Raw genomic sequence first — 15,939 nt, forward strand, 5'->3', positions numbered from 1 at the left:
AACTCCGCCGATCACAGGTTGCTCAACCCGCGCCACACGGCGTAAACTCCGCCGAGACTCTAATTACCGCCGGATGAAAGTTCAGTGGCAGGTCACATTCGCCAGCTGTCCGGTCGAAACGGAAAGTTCTTCCATAACCGCTCCCACCGTACCGGGTTCATGACCTATCTCTTTATTCGTCACTCCGATGGTCAACACATCTTGGTCCGGCGACGATGTAGGACGGAAAGATTCAGCTCCTGATCCAGAATCCGACGATTGGGCCGATCGTGTGCGCCCGCCCCAGCAACGCGCGTCAAGAAAATCTTAACGAAAAATTAAGGGCGGCATAAGTACGGCGCGCAGTGGCTGGCGCAGGATTGCGTCGCTGGAGCATCACTCCGGCGCAACAGTGCGACCCAGGCCGCGCGTGCGCGGATGCACCTTTCCCACGCCGGCCGCTTGCTATCGTGGCCGGTGTTATAGGCGCCGTGCATCGGCGCCGCATCCCCGGAGAATCAAATGCCCGATCAAATTCTCGTCGAACGCCGGCCGCTGCGCATTCCATCAACTGAGCTGCACACGGCGGCGGCCGGCCTTCAGAGGCTTGGCCTGCTGACGGACGCGGCGCCCGACCGCAATCGCGAACAGGCGATCCTCGCCGGCGTCCATAAACTCGGCGTTCAGTTTGGTTACGCCAGCGACCAGCTCACCGATCATTCCATCATAAGCGCGCTGATCGCGTTCCTGACGCATCGCTTCTGCGGAACACCGGACACGCCAGCGCAGACCAGCGGGATCCATGTCCTGACCTACGGCACGCCGATCGGAACCTGGACGCGCGGCAATCTGACGGTCAACATCAATCCGGCGGGGGTCAAGGGTCTCTCACCGGCGCAGGCGAGCAACATTATTTTTTCCGCCTACCAGCAATATCAGGCGGCGCAGCCGTTTTTCAGCTTCACTCCCGGCGGCGCTGGCAGCAACATCAATGTGCAGTTCGGCGGCACCAACCTCAACCCGACTCTTGGCCAGCCGGGCGGGCCGATCGGCATCGGCTTCGCGCCGCCCTCCGGAAATCTTTATTTTGATTCTGGCACGACATGGACCCCGGCCTTCCTCCTCGCGGTCGCCCTGCACGAGGCCGGGCATACGCTCGGGCTGTCGCATTCGACCAACTCCGCCTCGGTGATGTATCCCTTCGCGCCGACCCTTAACGCGCTCGATCCGGAAACCATCGAAGCGATCCAGAGCCTCTATGGCTGGCTGCCGCAGGTAAGGCTCGGCGATCGCGCCTCGACCGACGGCCCATCGCTCGCGTTTGTTATGGAGCCGTCCTTCACCGGCACGGGCTTTCAGCAGATGTTCATGGCGTGGACCGGATCGAAGGGCGATTCGGGGCTTTACTTCGCATCGAGCGGCGACGGCATTAACTGGACGCCGCAGCAGAAGATCCCCAATGTCGGATCCTCGAACGGTCCGTCGCTGACAACCTTTCATCCACCGTCTCGCGACGGCTTTCCGGCCGTAGGCCTGTTTATGGCATGGAAGGGCGTCGGCGACGATCACAATATCTACTGGTCGAGCAACACGAGCCTCGATGTCCAGGGATTTACGCCGCAGCAAAGTATCCCAGTCGGAACCTCTGCGCGGCCGGCGGTGATCGAATTCAACAACCAGATGGTTCTCGCCTGGAAAGGCGTGCCTGGCGATTCCGGCATCTATTGGTCAAAGCTTGGCGCCAACGGCCAGTGGTCGCCGCAGCAGCAGATCGCAGGCCGCGGCACGTCTGGCGCCCCGGCGCTCGTCGTCTACAACCTGCAGCTCCACATGTACTGGAAGGGTATCGACGGCGACAGCAATGTATATCACGCCATTCTGATCGATCCGGCCAACGGCATCTGGGGCCCGCAGGACAAGGTGTTTTTTGTAGACGCCGGCAATCTTAACTCGGGCGAGACACCGATCGACATCGGCACCAGCGCCGGTCCGTCGGCGACAGTGCGCGGCGGCGAACTCGTGCTCGCCTGGAAAGGCGTGCCGGGCGATCACGCCCTGTGGTTCTCGCGGTTCCAGAACGGCGCCTACTCGGGGCAGATCAGCGTTCCGAATGTCGGTAGCGAGGCGGGTCCGACCATCGCCAATCTGAATGGCCGCCTCGTCCTCGCCTGGCGCGGCATCAACGACGATCGCAACCTCTACGTCTCGACCCTTGGGTAAGGGTCGGGCCTCGTGCGCCGCGCCAATCTTGGCGCGGCGGCCGGACAGGCATGATGCGTTCGCAGCCGGTGACAGTCTGTGTGCGCATTTGATGACGCAACACCAGTCAGAGCTGTTGACATCAATTTCCATCGCCGTGCAGAAGTCCCCTGGCGAGTATTCTTTTCTTGCTTACGGTGACAGACAACAAACTGACTTCTTCCGGCACAGCCACGCCATAGGCAGAATGGCAGTTCACCGAATAGCAGTCCCAGGAGCGGACTGACTGAAACCCTCCCGCTTCAGCCGATCGAGCCATGACGCACCCCTCGGTCTGGAAAACAGTTTTCCACGAAATAATCGTCTAAAGGTAAAGCTCACGTTTCACGTGTCGCTGCCGAACATAGTAGAAATCTGGAAAGCCAAAATAGCTGGGAAGCCGCATTGGAACCTGCAGATGGCGGTGGCAATTCTCCGAAACGCTCGGCTCAAGCAGATGGATCAACGTGCGGTGGACGCGATGCTTTCAGCCGAGGATCGAATCACGAGGATCTCGCGCCTTCACCGCCGCTTTTACGACGTCTCCGCTTCAGGGGATGGCCTCGAGATGGTTCTGCGGGAAACGCTTGACGAGGTCTTTCGCGGTTTGCCTGTCGAAGTTCGTCTGCAAATCGATACGCAAGGGCCTCTTTCCGTGGATCAGCTGACGGCCATCACGCTTTTTGTCAATGAAGCCGCGACGAATGCGTTGAAACACGTTTTCTCAAAGGGCCTCGGCTCTCACTTTGAAGTCTCGTTGACGAAGCCGGAGGCCGCTCGGCTCCGTCTGACCATTCGGGACGACGGGCCGGGAATAGACCTCAAAAAGCCAGAGGGGTTCGCGCCAAGGGAAGAGGAGCGCACACGTTCTCTTGGGATGAGCATTATGCGGGCGTTCGCCACGCAGCTTGGCGGCTCATTGCAGATGGCCAACGCGCCCGGTGTCGTATTGACTGTCGAGTTCCCGCCGCCATAGGCGCAGAGTGAGCGCGGGGATCTGTGTTTGATGATGATGCCAAACCTGCGCGCCTCCAACGTCTGACGATAGGTTTGAAACTCAGAGTTCAATATTCGAATAACAGGCGCTCGTTGACAGCGGCCTCTGTGATATTCACGCGCCGTCGAACGCAGACGTCGTTCTTGGCCTTCAGATCCTCAATCTCGATCCAGGCGGCCGGGTTTCCGGTTGCGCCGGACTTCCGCAGACGCACGCCAACTCCACCGCCGTTCTCCGCTATGAACTCGACGTCAGCAGCTTCGAGGGCGGCGCGCGTCTTGATCCTCGGCTCCTTCAGCCCTGGATAGTGTCGGCGGACGCTCGGACAAAGCGCGCTGCGAGAGCGAGGGCATCGGCTTTGCGCGTCTCGTGAGACTTCGGGTGATCTCCGTCGGTTCGAACTGTGACTTCAACCATCAGCGTGCCTCCCCCAGCGTCCTGTTCACGCCAACTGATCCTAGCCCGCACGTGATCGTCATCGAGGGGAAGAAATTCGATTTCGACGCCCTAACTCACTTCGACTCCTCGCTTTTTTGATCGTGGCGCGCCGGTTCTTCAGCTTCGTGCGGTGTTTTTTTGGCGAATGCTTCCCGTAGCTGATTCATGCCTGGGCTCGGCGGGCCAGCCACAGGGATTTCGGCGATTGTTTCGTCCAATGCTCAATCCGTTCGGTGAGTTCCACTACGCTCTCCGACTTGGCTTTGAGTAGCCGGACGCCCCGGCCCTCGCCATTCTCCTCGACGAAGATCACGCCGGCAAATTCGAGGGCAGCGATCACGGCCCGGCGATTTGCCTGCGTCGCCGATTTGTCAGCCTCAAGTCTCTTGATCGTGCTGGGTGCGCAACCTTTTTAGCTCGTCGGATTTAATAACTTCATAGCCAGCGGCTTTAAGCGCTTTAAGCGCCTCTTTGATGGAGTGGCCTACCATGTTGATCCAGCAGATCGTTCTCGTTCCAGCAATTATCGCGATATACGCAGCGACGGGCGCATGGATATTCTCCTGCGACCCGATCGCGGAAGCCGTGGATGTTGTCCGAGGAGGGCTTCTGTACGGTTGGACCGGAGCACTCTTTATGTGCGAGCAGGCTTACGCTTTTCAGTAACGAGCAAGCGAACCTTCGCTCATTATCGTGGTTATGGCGCGGCTTCTTGGCGTTCAGCGCTTTGACGCCGTAATCCGGGCATCCTTGGCACCGGCATTTTCGCCTTCGGCTTTACAGCGCTCCGTCGGCGGGGATCCGCACACTTTGCCGATATTGCCCCAGCCGACGCATTTTCCGTCTGGGCCCCGATAGCCTGGGCCACCACGACAGCCACAACCTAAGCAAGCGAAGGCTCGCGTTAGTTCCTGCATTGCTACAAGACCCCGTCGCGCCGCAGGACGGCGTGCGGGAGCACCCTTAATGGCTGTACCGCCCCGCAGACCGTCCCAAATTGTTTGGTACTGAAATCGCATTAATTAAAGGCGAGGAAATTTTGACGGGCGGCATCAATTCACACTTTGCCTTTGGACGCGCTCCGCCACTATGCGCGCCCTTAAAGTCGACCAGCTTGCTTATTGTTGGCTACATCGGAGGTGGGTGTTTGGGGTATGGCCTTGGCTGGCTGATATGTCGCAAATGAAAAAGCGAATGCAATACCGAATAATGTTGCCCCGAAAATTGAGCCTTTCTGATAATCAGTCAGCATCCCTTGATCGCCTGTCCGAAAATATCTGTATTTGATCGGTTATTGTATCTGAATTGGAACTCGGCCACATAAAGATGCATGTACTTCCGGCTAACTTTGTGAAAACTTCCGACAATGCCGCGTTTGAAAATTGACCAAAAACCCTCGATGGTTTGAGTGTGGATAGAGCCGACAACGTATTGGCCTTTGGAATGATCGACAACGCCATGCGGATATTCTTTGCCAAGCTTTTTGTATCCGCCCCATTGGTCAGTGCAAAGCAGGCTGACCTTGTTGGAAACGGCTTCGTGAACAAAAGCTTCGAGCGTTGCGGACGTTACATTCTCGACAACGCGAGCGATGACGTTTCCTTTGCGCTTGACCGCGCCGACGACTGGCGTTTTTCCCGATCCTATGCCGCCGGTCCCGCCGCCCTTACCGCGTTTGTCGATATGCCGGTTCTTTGCGAGGCCACCGACAAATGTCTCGTCCACTTCGACAATGCCGCCAAGTTGCTTGACGTCTTCAACCAAGGCCGTCCTGATTTTGTGGCACATTTCCCAAGCAGTTTTATAAGAGCCGAAGCCCATGTAGCGCATGACTTGAAGGGCGCTGATGCCTTTCTTGCTAGTGAGCATCAAATGAATGACGCGATACCATTCGCGGAGCGGTTTGTTCGTGTTCTCGAAGATCGTTCCGGCAAGATGCGAGAAGCGGTAGCTGCTTGCAGGCGCGCACTGGTAGCATTGCCAGCTCCAAGGGCGCGTTGGGTTCTTATGGGGGTTCTCAGCGCCACAACGTGGGCAACGGACGCCATCGGGCCAGCGGCGCTCGACAAGATAAGCGCAACAAGCGTCTTCGTTCGGAAACATTTTCTCGAACTCAGAAACGCTCATTTGATGGACTGGCTTAGGCTGCTTCCCGGACATTTGGCCGTTCCTTCCGTCTATGGGAGGAAGGTCGCATGATTTTTACGTAAAGTCAAGTCCGGGATAATCGCCCTTATTTGAATAGCTGTTTGAGGTCCGCCATCGGCCGAAATAGCCTCATGGGCTGATCCGGAAGCGGTAGAAAACTTTCCCGCTCGTAGAAGCGGCGGGCATTCTCGTCCTTCGCATCGACGATCACTGCGAACGAGGCGATCTCGCTTTGCGCGGCTCGGTAGAGCGCGTCGGCTAGGAGGAAGCGGCCGTAACCCTTTCCCTGGTGTCGCCGATCCACCGCGAGGCGCCCCAAGAGCGTCGCCGGCACCAGCGGATATTTCGGCAGCTTTCGCACCGTTTGCTCCGGCAACTCGCCGAGCTGCACAGATGTCGAGGAGAGCGTGTAGTAGCCAGCGATCGTCCCATCCGGCTGAACCAGGACGAACGGCGCGGCCATATTCTTCCGCGCGTCCTGACCAGCCTGCGATCGAAAATATCGGTCCAACGGCTCGACGCCGCTCTCAAACCCCGACCGATCATGGTCTGAGCCGAGCGGCTCGACGCGAAGCTTTTCGTCTTCAGCCGCCACGCTTCAAACGCCGGCCTGCTCGCGATAGCGGCGGACCGTGTCGCGGAGACGGTCGTTTACCGGCTGGGGATTTAGCAGCGCATCAACGAAGGCCTCGCTGTCGCGAACCGACAACGCAAGCTGTTGATGCTCTTCGATTGCGCGCCGAGCGGCGTCCTGCACGCTCGTCAGCACAAAATCGGTTAGGCTCCGGCCCTGCAGGGCAGCGGCCCGCTCGATCAGACTCTTCTGCTCTGCGGTGACACGGGCCTCCAAGCGCTCCGCTCGGGTGCGCCCACTGGCCGGTTTCGATGCTGTACTGGGCATGGCTTTTCTCCTCGTCCAATGTACGGCCAATAACCGGCCACTTCAAGTGGGCTGGGCCCTTGAGTCGGATCATCCTTGACTCTTCGGCCTAACATGGAGAACAAATAAGGAACATGATCTCTCACCGTGCCCAGGAGGACACCATACGCTGTGCGGCCCCCGTCCGCCCTTGAGTCTTTGCGTGTCCAGGTTCGGCAAATCGAAGGCCGGCACCGGCGCGCCACAACGGTGTTGCCCTTCGGTCTCGCCGCAGTGGACTCACGACTGCCAAGCGGCGGACTCCCGTGCGGGGCGCTGCATGAGGTCGCCGGTGGGGGAAACGGCGCGCTCGACGGCGCCGCCGCCGCGCTCTTCACCGCGGGGATCGCCGCGCGCACACGCGGCAAAGTGCTCTGGTGTGTCACCCGCCCAGACCTATTCGCCCCAGCGCTCTCACAAGCCGGCCTGAAATCCGACCGCGTCATCTATCTCGAAGGCGGCGACGACAAGACCGTCCTCGCTTGCTTTGAAGAGGGGCTTCGGCACGCCGGCCTGGGCGCCGTGGTGGCCGAAGTCGCCCGCCTGCCGATGACCGCTTCGAGGCGGCTTCAGCTCGCTGCCGAAGGATCGGGGACCCTCGGTATCGCGCTCCGGCGCTGGCGCCGGCAAACCGAGGCGTCTGATTTCGGGCAACCAACGGCCGCCACCTCGCGCTGGCGCGTCTCGGCGCTGCCTTCCACACCACTCCCCGTTCCGGGGGTCGGCCGGCCGCGCTGGCTGATCGAGCTGATCCGTTGCCGCGCCGGTGAGAGCGCCGATTTTGAATTGGAGGCGTGCGATGACACGGGTCATCTCCGTCTTCCTGCCGACCTTGTCCACGGACCGGGTCAGGCGGAAGACGGGCGACGCAGCGCCTCCGCCTGAGGCTCCGCTCATCTTGGTGGGCCGGGACGGGAGACGGCGGGTGGTGCTGGCGGCGGACGCCGCCGCCCAGGCCGCAGGCCTGCGCGTCGGCATGCCCGCCACCAAGGCTCAGGCGCTGGTGCAGGGGCTGGTGATCCAGGACGCTGATCCAGCCGCCGACGCCGAGGCGCTGGAGCGGCTGGCGCTGTGGATGCTGCAGCGGTTCGCGCCGATCGTCGCCGCCGACCCGCCGGACGGGATCATCATCGACTCTACTGGCGCCGATCATCTGCATGGCGGCGAGGCCGCCCTGCTCGCGACTCTAGTCGACAAGCTCGCCGGCGTCGGCCTTCGCGCCCGCGCCGCCATCGCCGACTCCTGGGGCGCGGCCCACGCCTTGGCGCGCTTCAGCGCCCAGCCGGGCTACATTTCCGAGCGGGGGAAGGCCGCGGCCGATGTCCGCCGCTTGCCGATCATCGCCCTGCGGCTCGCGCCCGATCTGGTCGATGGTCTCCGCGTGCTCGGCTTCGACCGCGTCGGCGACCTGTTGGCGCAGCCACGCGCGCCGCTTGCGTTACGCTTCGGTCCCGAGCTGGGTCGCCGCCTCGATCAGGCCACCGGCCGGATTGCCGAGCCGATCGAACCTATCCGCCCCGAAGCGCTGATCGAGATCCGCCGCGCCTTCGCTGAACCGATCGGCGCAGCGGAGACCATCGCGCGCTATATCGGCAAGCTCGCGGCCCAGCTCTGCGACGCCTTGGAGCAGAAGGGCCTCGGCGCGCGGCGGCTCGATCTCATTTGCCATCGCGTCGACAATCAGGCCCAGGCCGTGCGCGTCGGGACCGGCCTGCCGCTGCGCGACGCGAAGCGCATGACGCGGATGCTCAGCGACAAGATCGAGACCATCGATCCCGGCTTCGGCATCGAGATCATGACACTCACCGCCACCGTGGCGGAGCCGCTGGCGCCCAAGCAGGCGGTCTCGAGCCTGGTCGAGGAGCCGGAGCCCGACGTCTCCGGCCTGATCGATCTCCTCGCCAACAGGGTCGGCGAGAAGAACCTCTATCGCATGGCGCCGGTGCCGAGCGACGTGCCCGAGCGGTCGGTGCGCCACATCCCGGCGCTGGCGCCGGAGACCGGCGCGGAGTGGCCCGGCCATTGGCCCCGGCCATCGCGGTTGCTCGCCCATCCGGAGCCGATCGACACCGTCGCGCTGCTGCCGGACCATCCGCCCGCGTCCTTCACCTGGCGCGGCGTGCGCCGACGGGTGAAGCGCGCCGATGGGCCCGAGCGTGTCTTCGGCGAGTGGTGGAAGCGCGATCCCGAACTCGACGCCGTGCGTGACTATTTCCGGGTCGAGGACGACGCCGGCGAACGCTACTGGGTGTTCCGCGCCGGCGACGGCGAGGACCCGCTGACCGGCTCGCAACGCTGGTTCCTGCATGGGATCTTCGGATGAACGGCCCGCGCTACGCCGAGCTGCAGGTGACCTCGCATTTCAGCTTCCTGCGCGGCGCGTCGTCCTGCGAGGAGCTGTTCGCCACGGCCGCCATGATGGGCATCGAGGCGCTGGCCATCGTCGACCGCAATTCGCTCGCCGGCGTCGTGCGCGCCCGCGAGGCCGCCAAGACCACCGGCGTGCGCCTGGTGGTCGGCTGCCGGCTCGATCTCAGCGACGGCCTGTCCGTGCTGGTCTATCCGACCGACCGGCCTGCTTACTCGCGGCTGTGTCGGCTGCTCTCGCTGGGCAAGAAGCGCGGCGGCAAGGCCAAATGCGATCTCGTTTGGGATGACCTCGTTGCCTACGGCGAGGGCCTGATCGTCGTGCTTGTCCCGGACGACGCCGACGAGGAGTGTGGCTTGCGCCTGCGGCGCGTGCGCGAGGCCTTTGGCGACCGTGCCTACATGGCGCTCTCGTTGCGCCGGCGGCCCAACGATCAGCTCCGCCTGTTCCAGTTGTCCAACCTCGCCATTTCGATGCGCGTGCCGGCCGTCGTGACCAACGACGTGCTGTTCCACGAGCCTGGCCGACGCATCTTGCAGGATGTCGTGACGTGCATCCGCCACAACGTCACCATTGACGAACTCGGCGGCCGCCGCGAGCGCCATGCAGATCGCTATCTGAAGCCGCCCGAGCAAATGCACCGCCTGTTCGCGCGCTATCCCGAGGCGCTGGCCCGCGCGGTCGAGCTCGTCGAGCGCTGTCGCTTCTCGCTCGACGAGCTAGCGTATCAGTATCCGGAGGAGCGCGCCGACCCTTCGCTGACGCCGCAGCAGACGCTGGAAATGCTCACCTGGGAGGGCGCCGCCTGGCGCTATCCGGAGGGTCTGCCCGATGAGGTGGTGCAGACGCTGCGCCACGAGCTGGGACTGATCGAGAAGCTCGGCTACGCGCCCTATTTCCTGACGGTGAACAGCATCGTCCGCTTCGCCCGCTCGAAGGACATTCTCTGCCAGGGCCGCGGCAGCGCCGCCAACTCTGCCGTCTGTTACGTGCTTGGTATCACCTCCATCGATCCCGCGAGAAACGACCTCCTGTTCGAGCGCTTCGTGTCGGAGGAACGGCGCGAGCCGCCGGACATCGACGTGGATTTCGAGCACGAGCGGCGCGAGAGCGTCATGCAGTGGATCTTCGACCAGTACGGCCGCGACCATGCCGCGCTCTGCTCGACCGTGATCCGCTATCGCACCAAGGGCGCGATCCGGGATGTCGGCAAGGCGCTCGGCTTGACCGAGGACCTGATCAAGATGCTGTCGTCCCAGGTCTGGGGCTGGTCTAAGGAGGGCGTCGAGGACAAGCATGTCGAGGCGCTGAATCTCAACCTCTCCGACCGCCGCCTCCGCCTGGCGCTCAACCTCGCCCGCCAGCTCATGGGCGCGCCGCGCCATCTCAGCCAGCATCCGGGCGGCTTCGTCCTGACCCACGACCGGCTCGACGACCTCGTGCCGATCGAGCCCGCCGCCATGGTCAACCGCCAGGTGATCGAATGGGACAAGGACGACATCGACGCGCTGCACTTCATGAAAGTCGATGTGCTCGCCCTTGGCATGCTGACCTGCATGAAGAAGGGGTTCGACCTGCTGGCCGCGCACAAGGGCGTCAATCTCAATCTCGCGACGATCCCGGCGGAAGACCCACGCACTTACGCGATGATCCGCAAGGCCGACACGCTCGGGACATTTCAGATCGAAAGCCGTGCGCAGATGTCGATGCTTCCCCGCATCAAACCCCGGACCTTCTACGACCTGGTGGTCGAGGTGGCGATCGTCCGGCCGGGCCCGATCCAGGGCGACATGGTGCATCCCTATCTGCGACGGCGCGAGGGGCTGGAGCCCGTCATCTATCCCAAGCCCGAGCTGGAGCAGGTGCTCGGGAAGACGCTGGGCGTGCCGCTCTTTCAGGAGCAAGCGATGCGGGTCGCCATCGTCTGCGCAGGCTTTACGCCGGGCGAGGCCGATCAGCTCCGCAAGAGCATGGCGACCTTCAAGTTCACCGGCGGCGTCTCCGCGTTCCGCGAGAAGCTCGTCACCGGCATGGTCGCCAATGGCTATGAGCAGGAATTCGCCGAGCAGACCTTCAGGCAGCTTGAGGGTTTTGGCAGCTACGGATTTCCAGAAAGCCACGCAGCCTCTTTTGCGCTGATCGCCTATGCCTCGGCCTGGGTGAAGTGCTGGCATCCCGATGTCTTCTGCGCGGCGCTCTTGAACGCGCAACCCATGGGCTTCTATGCGCCCGCGCAGATCGTACGCGACGCCCAGGCCCACGGCGTCGTGGTGCGGCCGGTCTGCATCAACGCCTCGCGCTGGGACTGCACGCTGGAGCCAGCGGGCGACGAGGGGCGGTTCGCGGTACGACTCGGCATGCGCATGGTGAAGGGCCTCGCCAATGCCCATGGCGCCGCCATCGTCGGCGCCCGGGCTGACCGACCCTATCTCTCGCTCGACGATCTCTGGCGACGCGCCGGCGTGCCCTCTGCCTCGCTCGTCCAACTCGCCGAGGCCGACGCGTTCCGACCGGCGATGGGGCTCGCCCGGCGCGAAGCGCTCTGGGCGATCAAGGCGCTGCGGGACGAGCGGCTCCCGCTGTTCGCGGCTGCTACGGCGCGCGAGAAGGAACCCGTGCCGGAGGTCGACGAGCCCGCCGTAGCCCTTCGGCCGATGACGGCCGGCAGCGAGGTGGTCGAGGATTACGGCCATGTCGGGCTGACGCTGCGCCGCCATCCTATCTCATTCCTGCGCGACGACCTCACCGCGCGCCGTGTCGTCACCTGCGCCGAGGCCATGCAGGCCCGCGATGGCCGCTGGCTCGAAGCGGCCGGCCTCGTGCTCGTCCGCCAGCGGCCAGGCAGCGCCAAGGGCGTCATGTTCATCACCTTGGAAGACGAAACGGGCATCGCCAACCTCGTAGTCTGGCCGCAAGTGTTCGAGAAATTCCGCCGCGTGGTGATGGGGGCCAGCATGATGGCCGTCCGCAGTCGCATTCAGCGCGAGGGCGAGGTGGTTCATCTGGTCGCGCACAAGCTCACCGACCTCTCGGCCGAGCTTGCCACGGTGGGCGAACGAGATGCCGCCTTCCCACTGCCGCACGGCCGAGGCGACCAAGTCACCCATGCCGGCGGCGGGCCCGATCCGCGCGAGCTGCCGCCCAAGGGGCTGCGCACCCGCGACATCTATATTCCCGACCTTCACATCGACACGATCAAAGTGAAGAGCCGGAACTTCCACTGATCTCTCTAGCAGCCGACAAATGTCTCAAAGCTCAGCCATACGCTATATTTCATCGCCACGCGGGAATACGGGAGCCAGACCTATGTCCACCATCACGCTGTCGGCCACGCCCAAGGGCAACGGCTATCAGGCCACCGTGAGCTTTCCGAACGGAGTGGCGATGAGTTCCGCCGAAACCTACCCGACGATTGCCGAGGCGCTGACCGCCGCCGCTTTGAAAATGCTCGATATGCCCGACCGCCTGGAAGCCCTCGACAGGACCGAGGAGGCGTCAGGCGATCATGGAAGAAGGTAAGCCCGGCGCGGTCGCCAAGGTCATTCGCCGCAATCCCAAATCCGGCCAGCGCGAATTCGGCGATCTGGTCTGGGGCCTGCTTCCGTACAAAACCGAGCGGCCGACGACGGCCGTGCGGCCGATTCATGCCAGGGCGGAGACGGTTCAGGAATTGCCGATGTTCGCCGACGCCTTTCGAAGCCGGCGGGCGATCGTGCCGGCGACAGAATACTACGTCAGAACCGAGACGGACGGCCGCGCGCAGCGCTACGTGGTGACCCGCGCCGATGGCAAGCCCATGGCCTGGGCGGGATTGTGGGAGTCCTTCGTCTGGCCGGGTGATCGCGTGGAGCGCAGCTATTGCGTGATCACGGTCGAAGCCAACGCGACCATCGCCCCGTACCATGACCGCATGCCCTTAATCCTCAAGCCCGAGGATTGGCCGGTCTGGCTGGGCGAAGCGCCGGGCGATCCGGCAATCCTCCTGCGCATGGTGGACCCGGACGTGATACGTTGCGAGCCCGTCGCCCAACGACGCGGGAACCGATAAACCTTGTGCTGGTGTGGACGGCCTCTCATCCCCACGGCTCTATGGCGCTCTCTGCGTCACAGTCAGATTAGAGGAGAGTCCAAATGAATATTCCCGTTCGCATCGGCATGGATACTTCCAAGTCGGTGTTCCAGCTCCATGGCGTTGACGAGAATGAGGTCGTGGTTGTCCGCCGTCAATTTCGGCGAGCCGAGATGATCCGCTACTTCGAGCGGCTTCCGCCGGTTCTCATCGCCATCGAGTCCTGCGGCAGCTCGCACCATTGGGCACGCCTCTTGCGGTCGTTCGGACACGAGGTAAAGCTGATCCCGCCTCAGTATGTGAAGCCTTACGTGAAGCGCGGGAAGAACGACGCTGCGGACGCCGAGGCGCTTTGTGAGGCGGTCACAAGGCCGAGCATGCGGTTCGTCCCGGTGAAATCGAAGGAGCGGCAAGCAGCCTGCATGTTGATGACTGTGCGGGAGCGCCTGGTCAGCGTGAAGTCGCAGCTCTCGAACGCATTCAGGAGTTATGCGGCTGAGTTTGGCATCATCGGCCCGGCCGGCCGGCAGAACGTCAACTCGCTCATCAAGCGGGTGCTCGACGATGACACCCTGCCGGATATGGCGCGGGATCTCTTCCGCCTCCAGGCTGCCGAGTACGCCGCGATCGAGACGCGCCTGGAGGAGATCGAGGCCAAACTGATGAAATGGCACCGCGAGGACGATGTCAGCCGGCGTATCGCCACGATTCCCGGCGTCGGGCCGATTGGATCGACCATGCTGAGCATGAAAGCGCCGCCGCCGGAGACGTTCAGATCAGGCCGCGACTTCGCGGCGTGGCCGGGGCTTACGCCCAAGGATCATTCGACTGGCGGCCGACAAAGACACGGCGGCATCACAAAGGCTGGAGACTCGGCGCTCCGATCGACGCTGATAGTTGGCGCTACCGCGTTGCTAAGGCACGTACGAAAAGGTCGCCATAAGCCCACGCCCTGGCTCGCGGCGCTGTTGGAGCGAAAGCCACCGAAGCTGGTCGCGGTGGCCTTGGCGAACAAGTTCGCCCGAATCGCCTGGCGCTTGATGGTGTCGGGCGGCGTCTACAACCGGCCGATAGCCGCCATGCCCACCTGATCCGAAATCGGCACGCCGGCGAGCAAGATTGCTCGGCGGATAGCCCACAAACTTGCAGGACGCAGTAGATGGAAGGACCGATCGGTCGATACGCGCGAGCTTCCGAAGATTACACTGGCAGCCTCAATGTCGCCCATGTGCTTGGAGCGCGCGTAGCGAACACCATCTCGGCCAGCGGGCTTTGTCCGCGCAAACAGGCCGGACATCTGATAGCAAGCGATCGGGTCAGAACTCTGCTACCATCCTGACAAGTGGGGGGCCGTCCACATCTGCAATCTCTACACCGTCAAGAGCAACCTTCAGGATCTCGCCGATCATTTCGGCGTCTCGACGGCGCTCGCATCGAACGCCGGTGAAGAGGTTTACCCGGGCACATCCGGCATGGTGATGCGCGAACGCGATGGCGCTCGCATTCTACAGTCGATGACCTGGGGCTTTCCCGTCCGCCTCAAGACGATGAAGCCGGGATCGAAACCCATCCCCGTGAACAACATCGCCGACCTCGCCAAGGGCTTCTGGGTCGGTCTCGCGCGCAAGTCCGAATGGCGCTGCATCATCCCCGTGACGGGCTTCGCCGAAGCGGAGGGCGCGAAGGGTTCGAAGACCCGCACCTGGTTCAACGTCAAAGACCAGCCGATCTTCGGCTGGGGCGGATTGTGGCGCGACAGCGAGGAATGGGGTCCGGTCTATTCGGGCGCGATGACCGATTGCAACGAGGCGATCAGGCCCATCCACGACCGCATGCCGGTGCTCTTGCTGCCACATGAATACGATCAGTGGCTCCGCGGCACGTTCGATGACGTGATGGGCTTTCAGAAGCGATGCTTTCCCGACAACATGATTGAAATGACTCGGACAAGCGAGCCTTGGGTCAAACGCAAGGCGGCTCCCAGCCAGGGCGCTCTGATCTAGGAGGGGAATGCCTTCCCCCTCCGCGTCGAAATCCAGGGAATCAGTGCGGCAATTGGCTCGACCGCGCGATCCGCGAGGTGGCGTTCATTTTTTTCATCAGGAAATGAGTGGACTTCCGCGCCGAAGAGAGCGTGACTGTGGTCATGCCGGGGTAAGGCCTGTCGCCCCCTCTCCTGGATCCCGCCCTATTGGCCCGCTGCCGTTGTGGGGCTTCGGTCGTGACGGCGCATGGCGCCGCCGCAACCGAAAAGGATCTCAAAATGTCGCACAGCAAAACCGTGAAAAAAACTGAGCCGCCGCACGCGAGAGGCCGCGCCGACGGACCTACGCAACCAGACTTCATTTCGGCGGCGTCAGCCCGCGCGCAGACCAAGCAGGAGGTCGTGCTCATTCTGCTCAGACAGCCAAGGGGCGCGACGATCGCCGCCATCATCAAGACGACCGGATGGCAAAAACACTCGGTCCGCGGCTTCCTCTCGGCGGTGGTGCGCAAGAAGCTTGGCTTGACGCTGATCTCCGACAAGGTGGGGGACGAACGGATCTATCGCATTGAGGACCCACAGCCGCCGAAGGTCAAGCGCAAGACTTCCGCCAGGGCCGCCGCCTCGCCATGACGCCGCCAGACCCGGCCGCGATCGAGGCCGAGATCGAGCGGATCCGCTCGCTCGGCCTTGAGGACCTGAGGCGCGAATGGCGGCGGCTCTATCGCAGCGAGGCGCCGCGGATCAGCCGCGATCTTCTTGTCCTGGCCCTTGGATACAGACTTCAGGAAATGGAGCA

General features: G+C 62.9%; 15 protein-coding genes. 11 read left to right on the forward strand and 4 right to left on the reverse strand.

Features of this window, described 5'->3' with window-relative positions; genetic code table 11:
• Nucleotides 1–501: 501 nt before the first annotated feature.
• The gene (locus tag BM177_RS18385) at nt 502–2,199 is read left to right on the forward strand and encodes a matrixin family metalloprotease (protein WP_091686602.1); all 1,698 of its coding nucleotides are present in this window, start codon (nt 502–504) and stop codon (nt 2,197–2,199) included.
• Between the two features lie 436 nt (nt 2,200–2,635).
• On the forward strand, nt 2,636–3,193 hold the full coding sequence (locus BM177_RS18390; RefSeq protein WP_091686605.1) for an ATP-binding protein: 558 nt from the start codon (nt 2,636–2,638) through the stop codon (nt 3,191–3,193).
• A 533-nt stretch (nt 3,194–3,726) separates the two neighbouring features.
• Here BM177_RS18390 and BM177_RS20260 read toward each other — a convergent pair.
• The 4 genes from BM177_RS20260 to BM177_RS18420 form a co-directional block, all read right to left on the reverse strand.
• Nucleotides 3,727–3,870 (reverse strand): hypothetical protein, encoded by a 144-nt coding sequence (locus tag BM177_RS20260; protein WP_175492700.1) that lies wholly within the window; start codon nt 3,868–3,870, stop codon nt 3,727–3,729.
• Nucleotides 3,871–4,897: 1,027 nt separating this feature from the next.
• On the reverse strand, nt 4,898–5,812 hold the full coding sequence (locus tag BM177_RS18410; protein WP_091686611.1) for an IS1595 family transposase: 915 nt from the start codon (nt 5,810–5,812) through the stop codon (nt 4,898–4,900).
• A gap of 73 nt (nt 5,813–5,885) precedes the next feature.
• Nucleotides 5,886–6,395, reverse strand: coding sequence for a GNAT family N-acetyltransferase (locus BM177_RS18415; RefSeq protein WP_091686613.1), 510 nt, complete (start codon nt 6,393–6,395; stop codon nt 5,886–5,888).
• Between the two features lie 3 nt (nt 6,396–6,398).
• Entirely contained in the window at nt 6,399–6,701 is a 303-nt protein-coding gene (locus tag BM177_RS18420; RefSeq protein WP_091686615.1) for a type II toxin-antitoxin system TacA family antitoxin, read from the reverse strand.
• A gap of 177 nt (nt 6,702–6,878) precedes the next feature.
• On the opposite strand from BM177_RS18420, the gene BM177_RS18425 reads away from it, so the two are divergent.
• The 9 genes from BM177_RS18425 to BM177_RS21225 all read left to right on the forward strand — a co-directional run.
• Nucleotides 6,879–7,604 (forward strand): ImuA family protein, encoded by a 726-nt coding sequence (locus BM177_RS18425; RefSeq protein WP_425284438.1) that lies wholly within the window; start codon nt 6,879–6,881, stop codon nt 7,602–7,604.
• The gene (locus BM177_RS18430; protein WP_091686620.1) at nt 7,519–9,042 is read left to right on the forward strand and encodes a Y-family DNA polymerase; all 1,524 of its coding nucleotides are present in this window, start codon (nt 7,519–7,521) and stop codon (nt 9,040–9,042) included. The genes BM177_RS18425 and BM177_RS18430 overlap by 86 nt, the downstream gene beginning before the upstream one ends.
• Nucleotides 9,039–12,311 (forward strand): error-prone DNA polymerase, encoded by a 3,273-nt coding sequence (locus BM177_RS18435; RefSeq protein ID WP_091686622.1) that lies wholly within the window; start codon nt 9,039–9,041, stop codon nt 12,309–12,311. Before BM177_RS18430 ends, BM177_RS18435 begins: the two co-directional genes overlap by 4 nt.
• An 82-nt stretch (nt 12,312–12,393) precedes the next feature.
• Nucleotides 12,394–12,606 carry a hypothetical protein gene (locus BM177_RS18440; RefSeq protein ID WP_091686624.1) on the forward strand — a complete coding sequence of 71 codons (213 nt, stop codon included), beginning with the start codon at nt 12,394–12,396 and terminating at the stop codon, nt 12,604–12,606.
• A complete protein-coding gene (locus BM177_RS18445; RefSeq protein ID WP_091686625.1) occupies nt 12,593–13,135 on the forward strand; it encodes an SOS response-associated peptidase in 543 nt (180 codons plus the stop codon). The genes BM177_RS18440 and BM177_RS18445 overlap by 14 nt, the downstream gene beginning before the upstream one ends.
• A gap of 83 nt (nt 13,136–13,218) precedes the next feature.
• A complete protein-coding gene (locus tag BM177_RS18450; protein ID WP_091686626.1) occupies nt 13,219–14,247 on the forward strand; it encodes an IS110 family RNA-guided transposase in 1,029 nt (342 codons plus the stop codon).
• 267 nt (nt 14,248–14,514) lie between these two features.
• Nucleotides 14,515–15,159, forward strand: a complete 645-nt coding sequence (locus BM177_RS18455; protein WP_091686628.1) for an SOS response-associated peptidase — start codon at nt 14,515–14,517, stop codon at nt 15,157–15,159.
• Between the two features lie 260 nt (nt 15,160–15,419).
• Nucleotides 15,420–15,773 (forward strand): DUF3489 domain-containing protein, encoded by a 354-nt coding sequence (locus BM177_RS18460; RefSeq protein ID WP_091686630.1) that lies wholly within the window; start codon nt 15,420–15,422, stop codon nt 15,771–15,773.
• Nucleotides 15,770–15,939, forward strand: a 170-nt coding sequence (locus BM177_RS21225; RefSeq protein WP_139223738.1) for a DUF2924 domain-containing protein, incomplete at its 3' end; no start/stop codon positions are given. The genes BM177_RS18460 and BM177_RS21225, both read left to right, overlap by 4 nt.

Source organism: Methylocapsa palsarum (assembly GCF_900114285.1).
GTDB classification, from domain to species: domain Bacteria; phylum Pseudomonadota; class Alphaproteobacteria; order Rhizobiales; family Beijerinckiaceae; genus Methylocapsa; species Methylocapsa palsarum.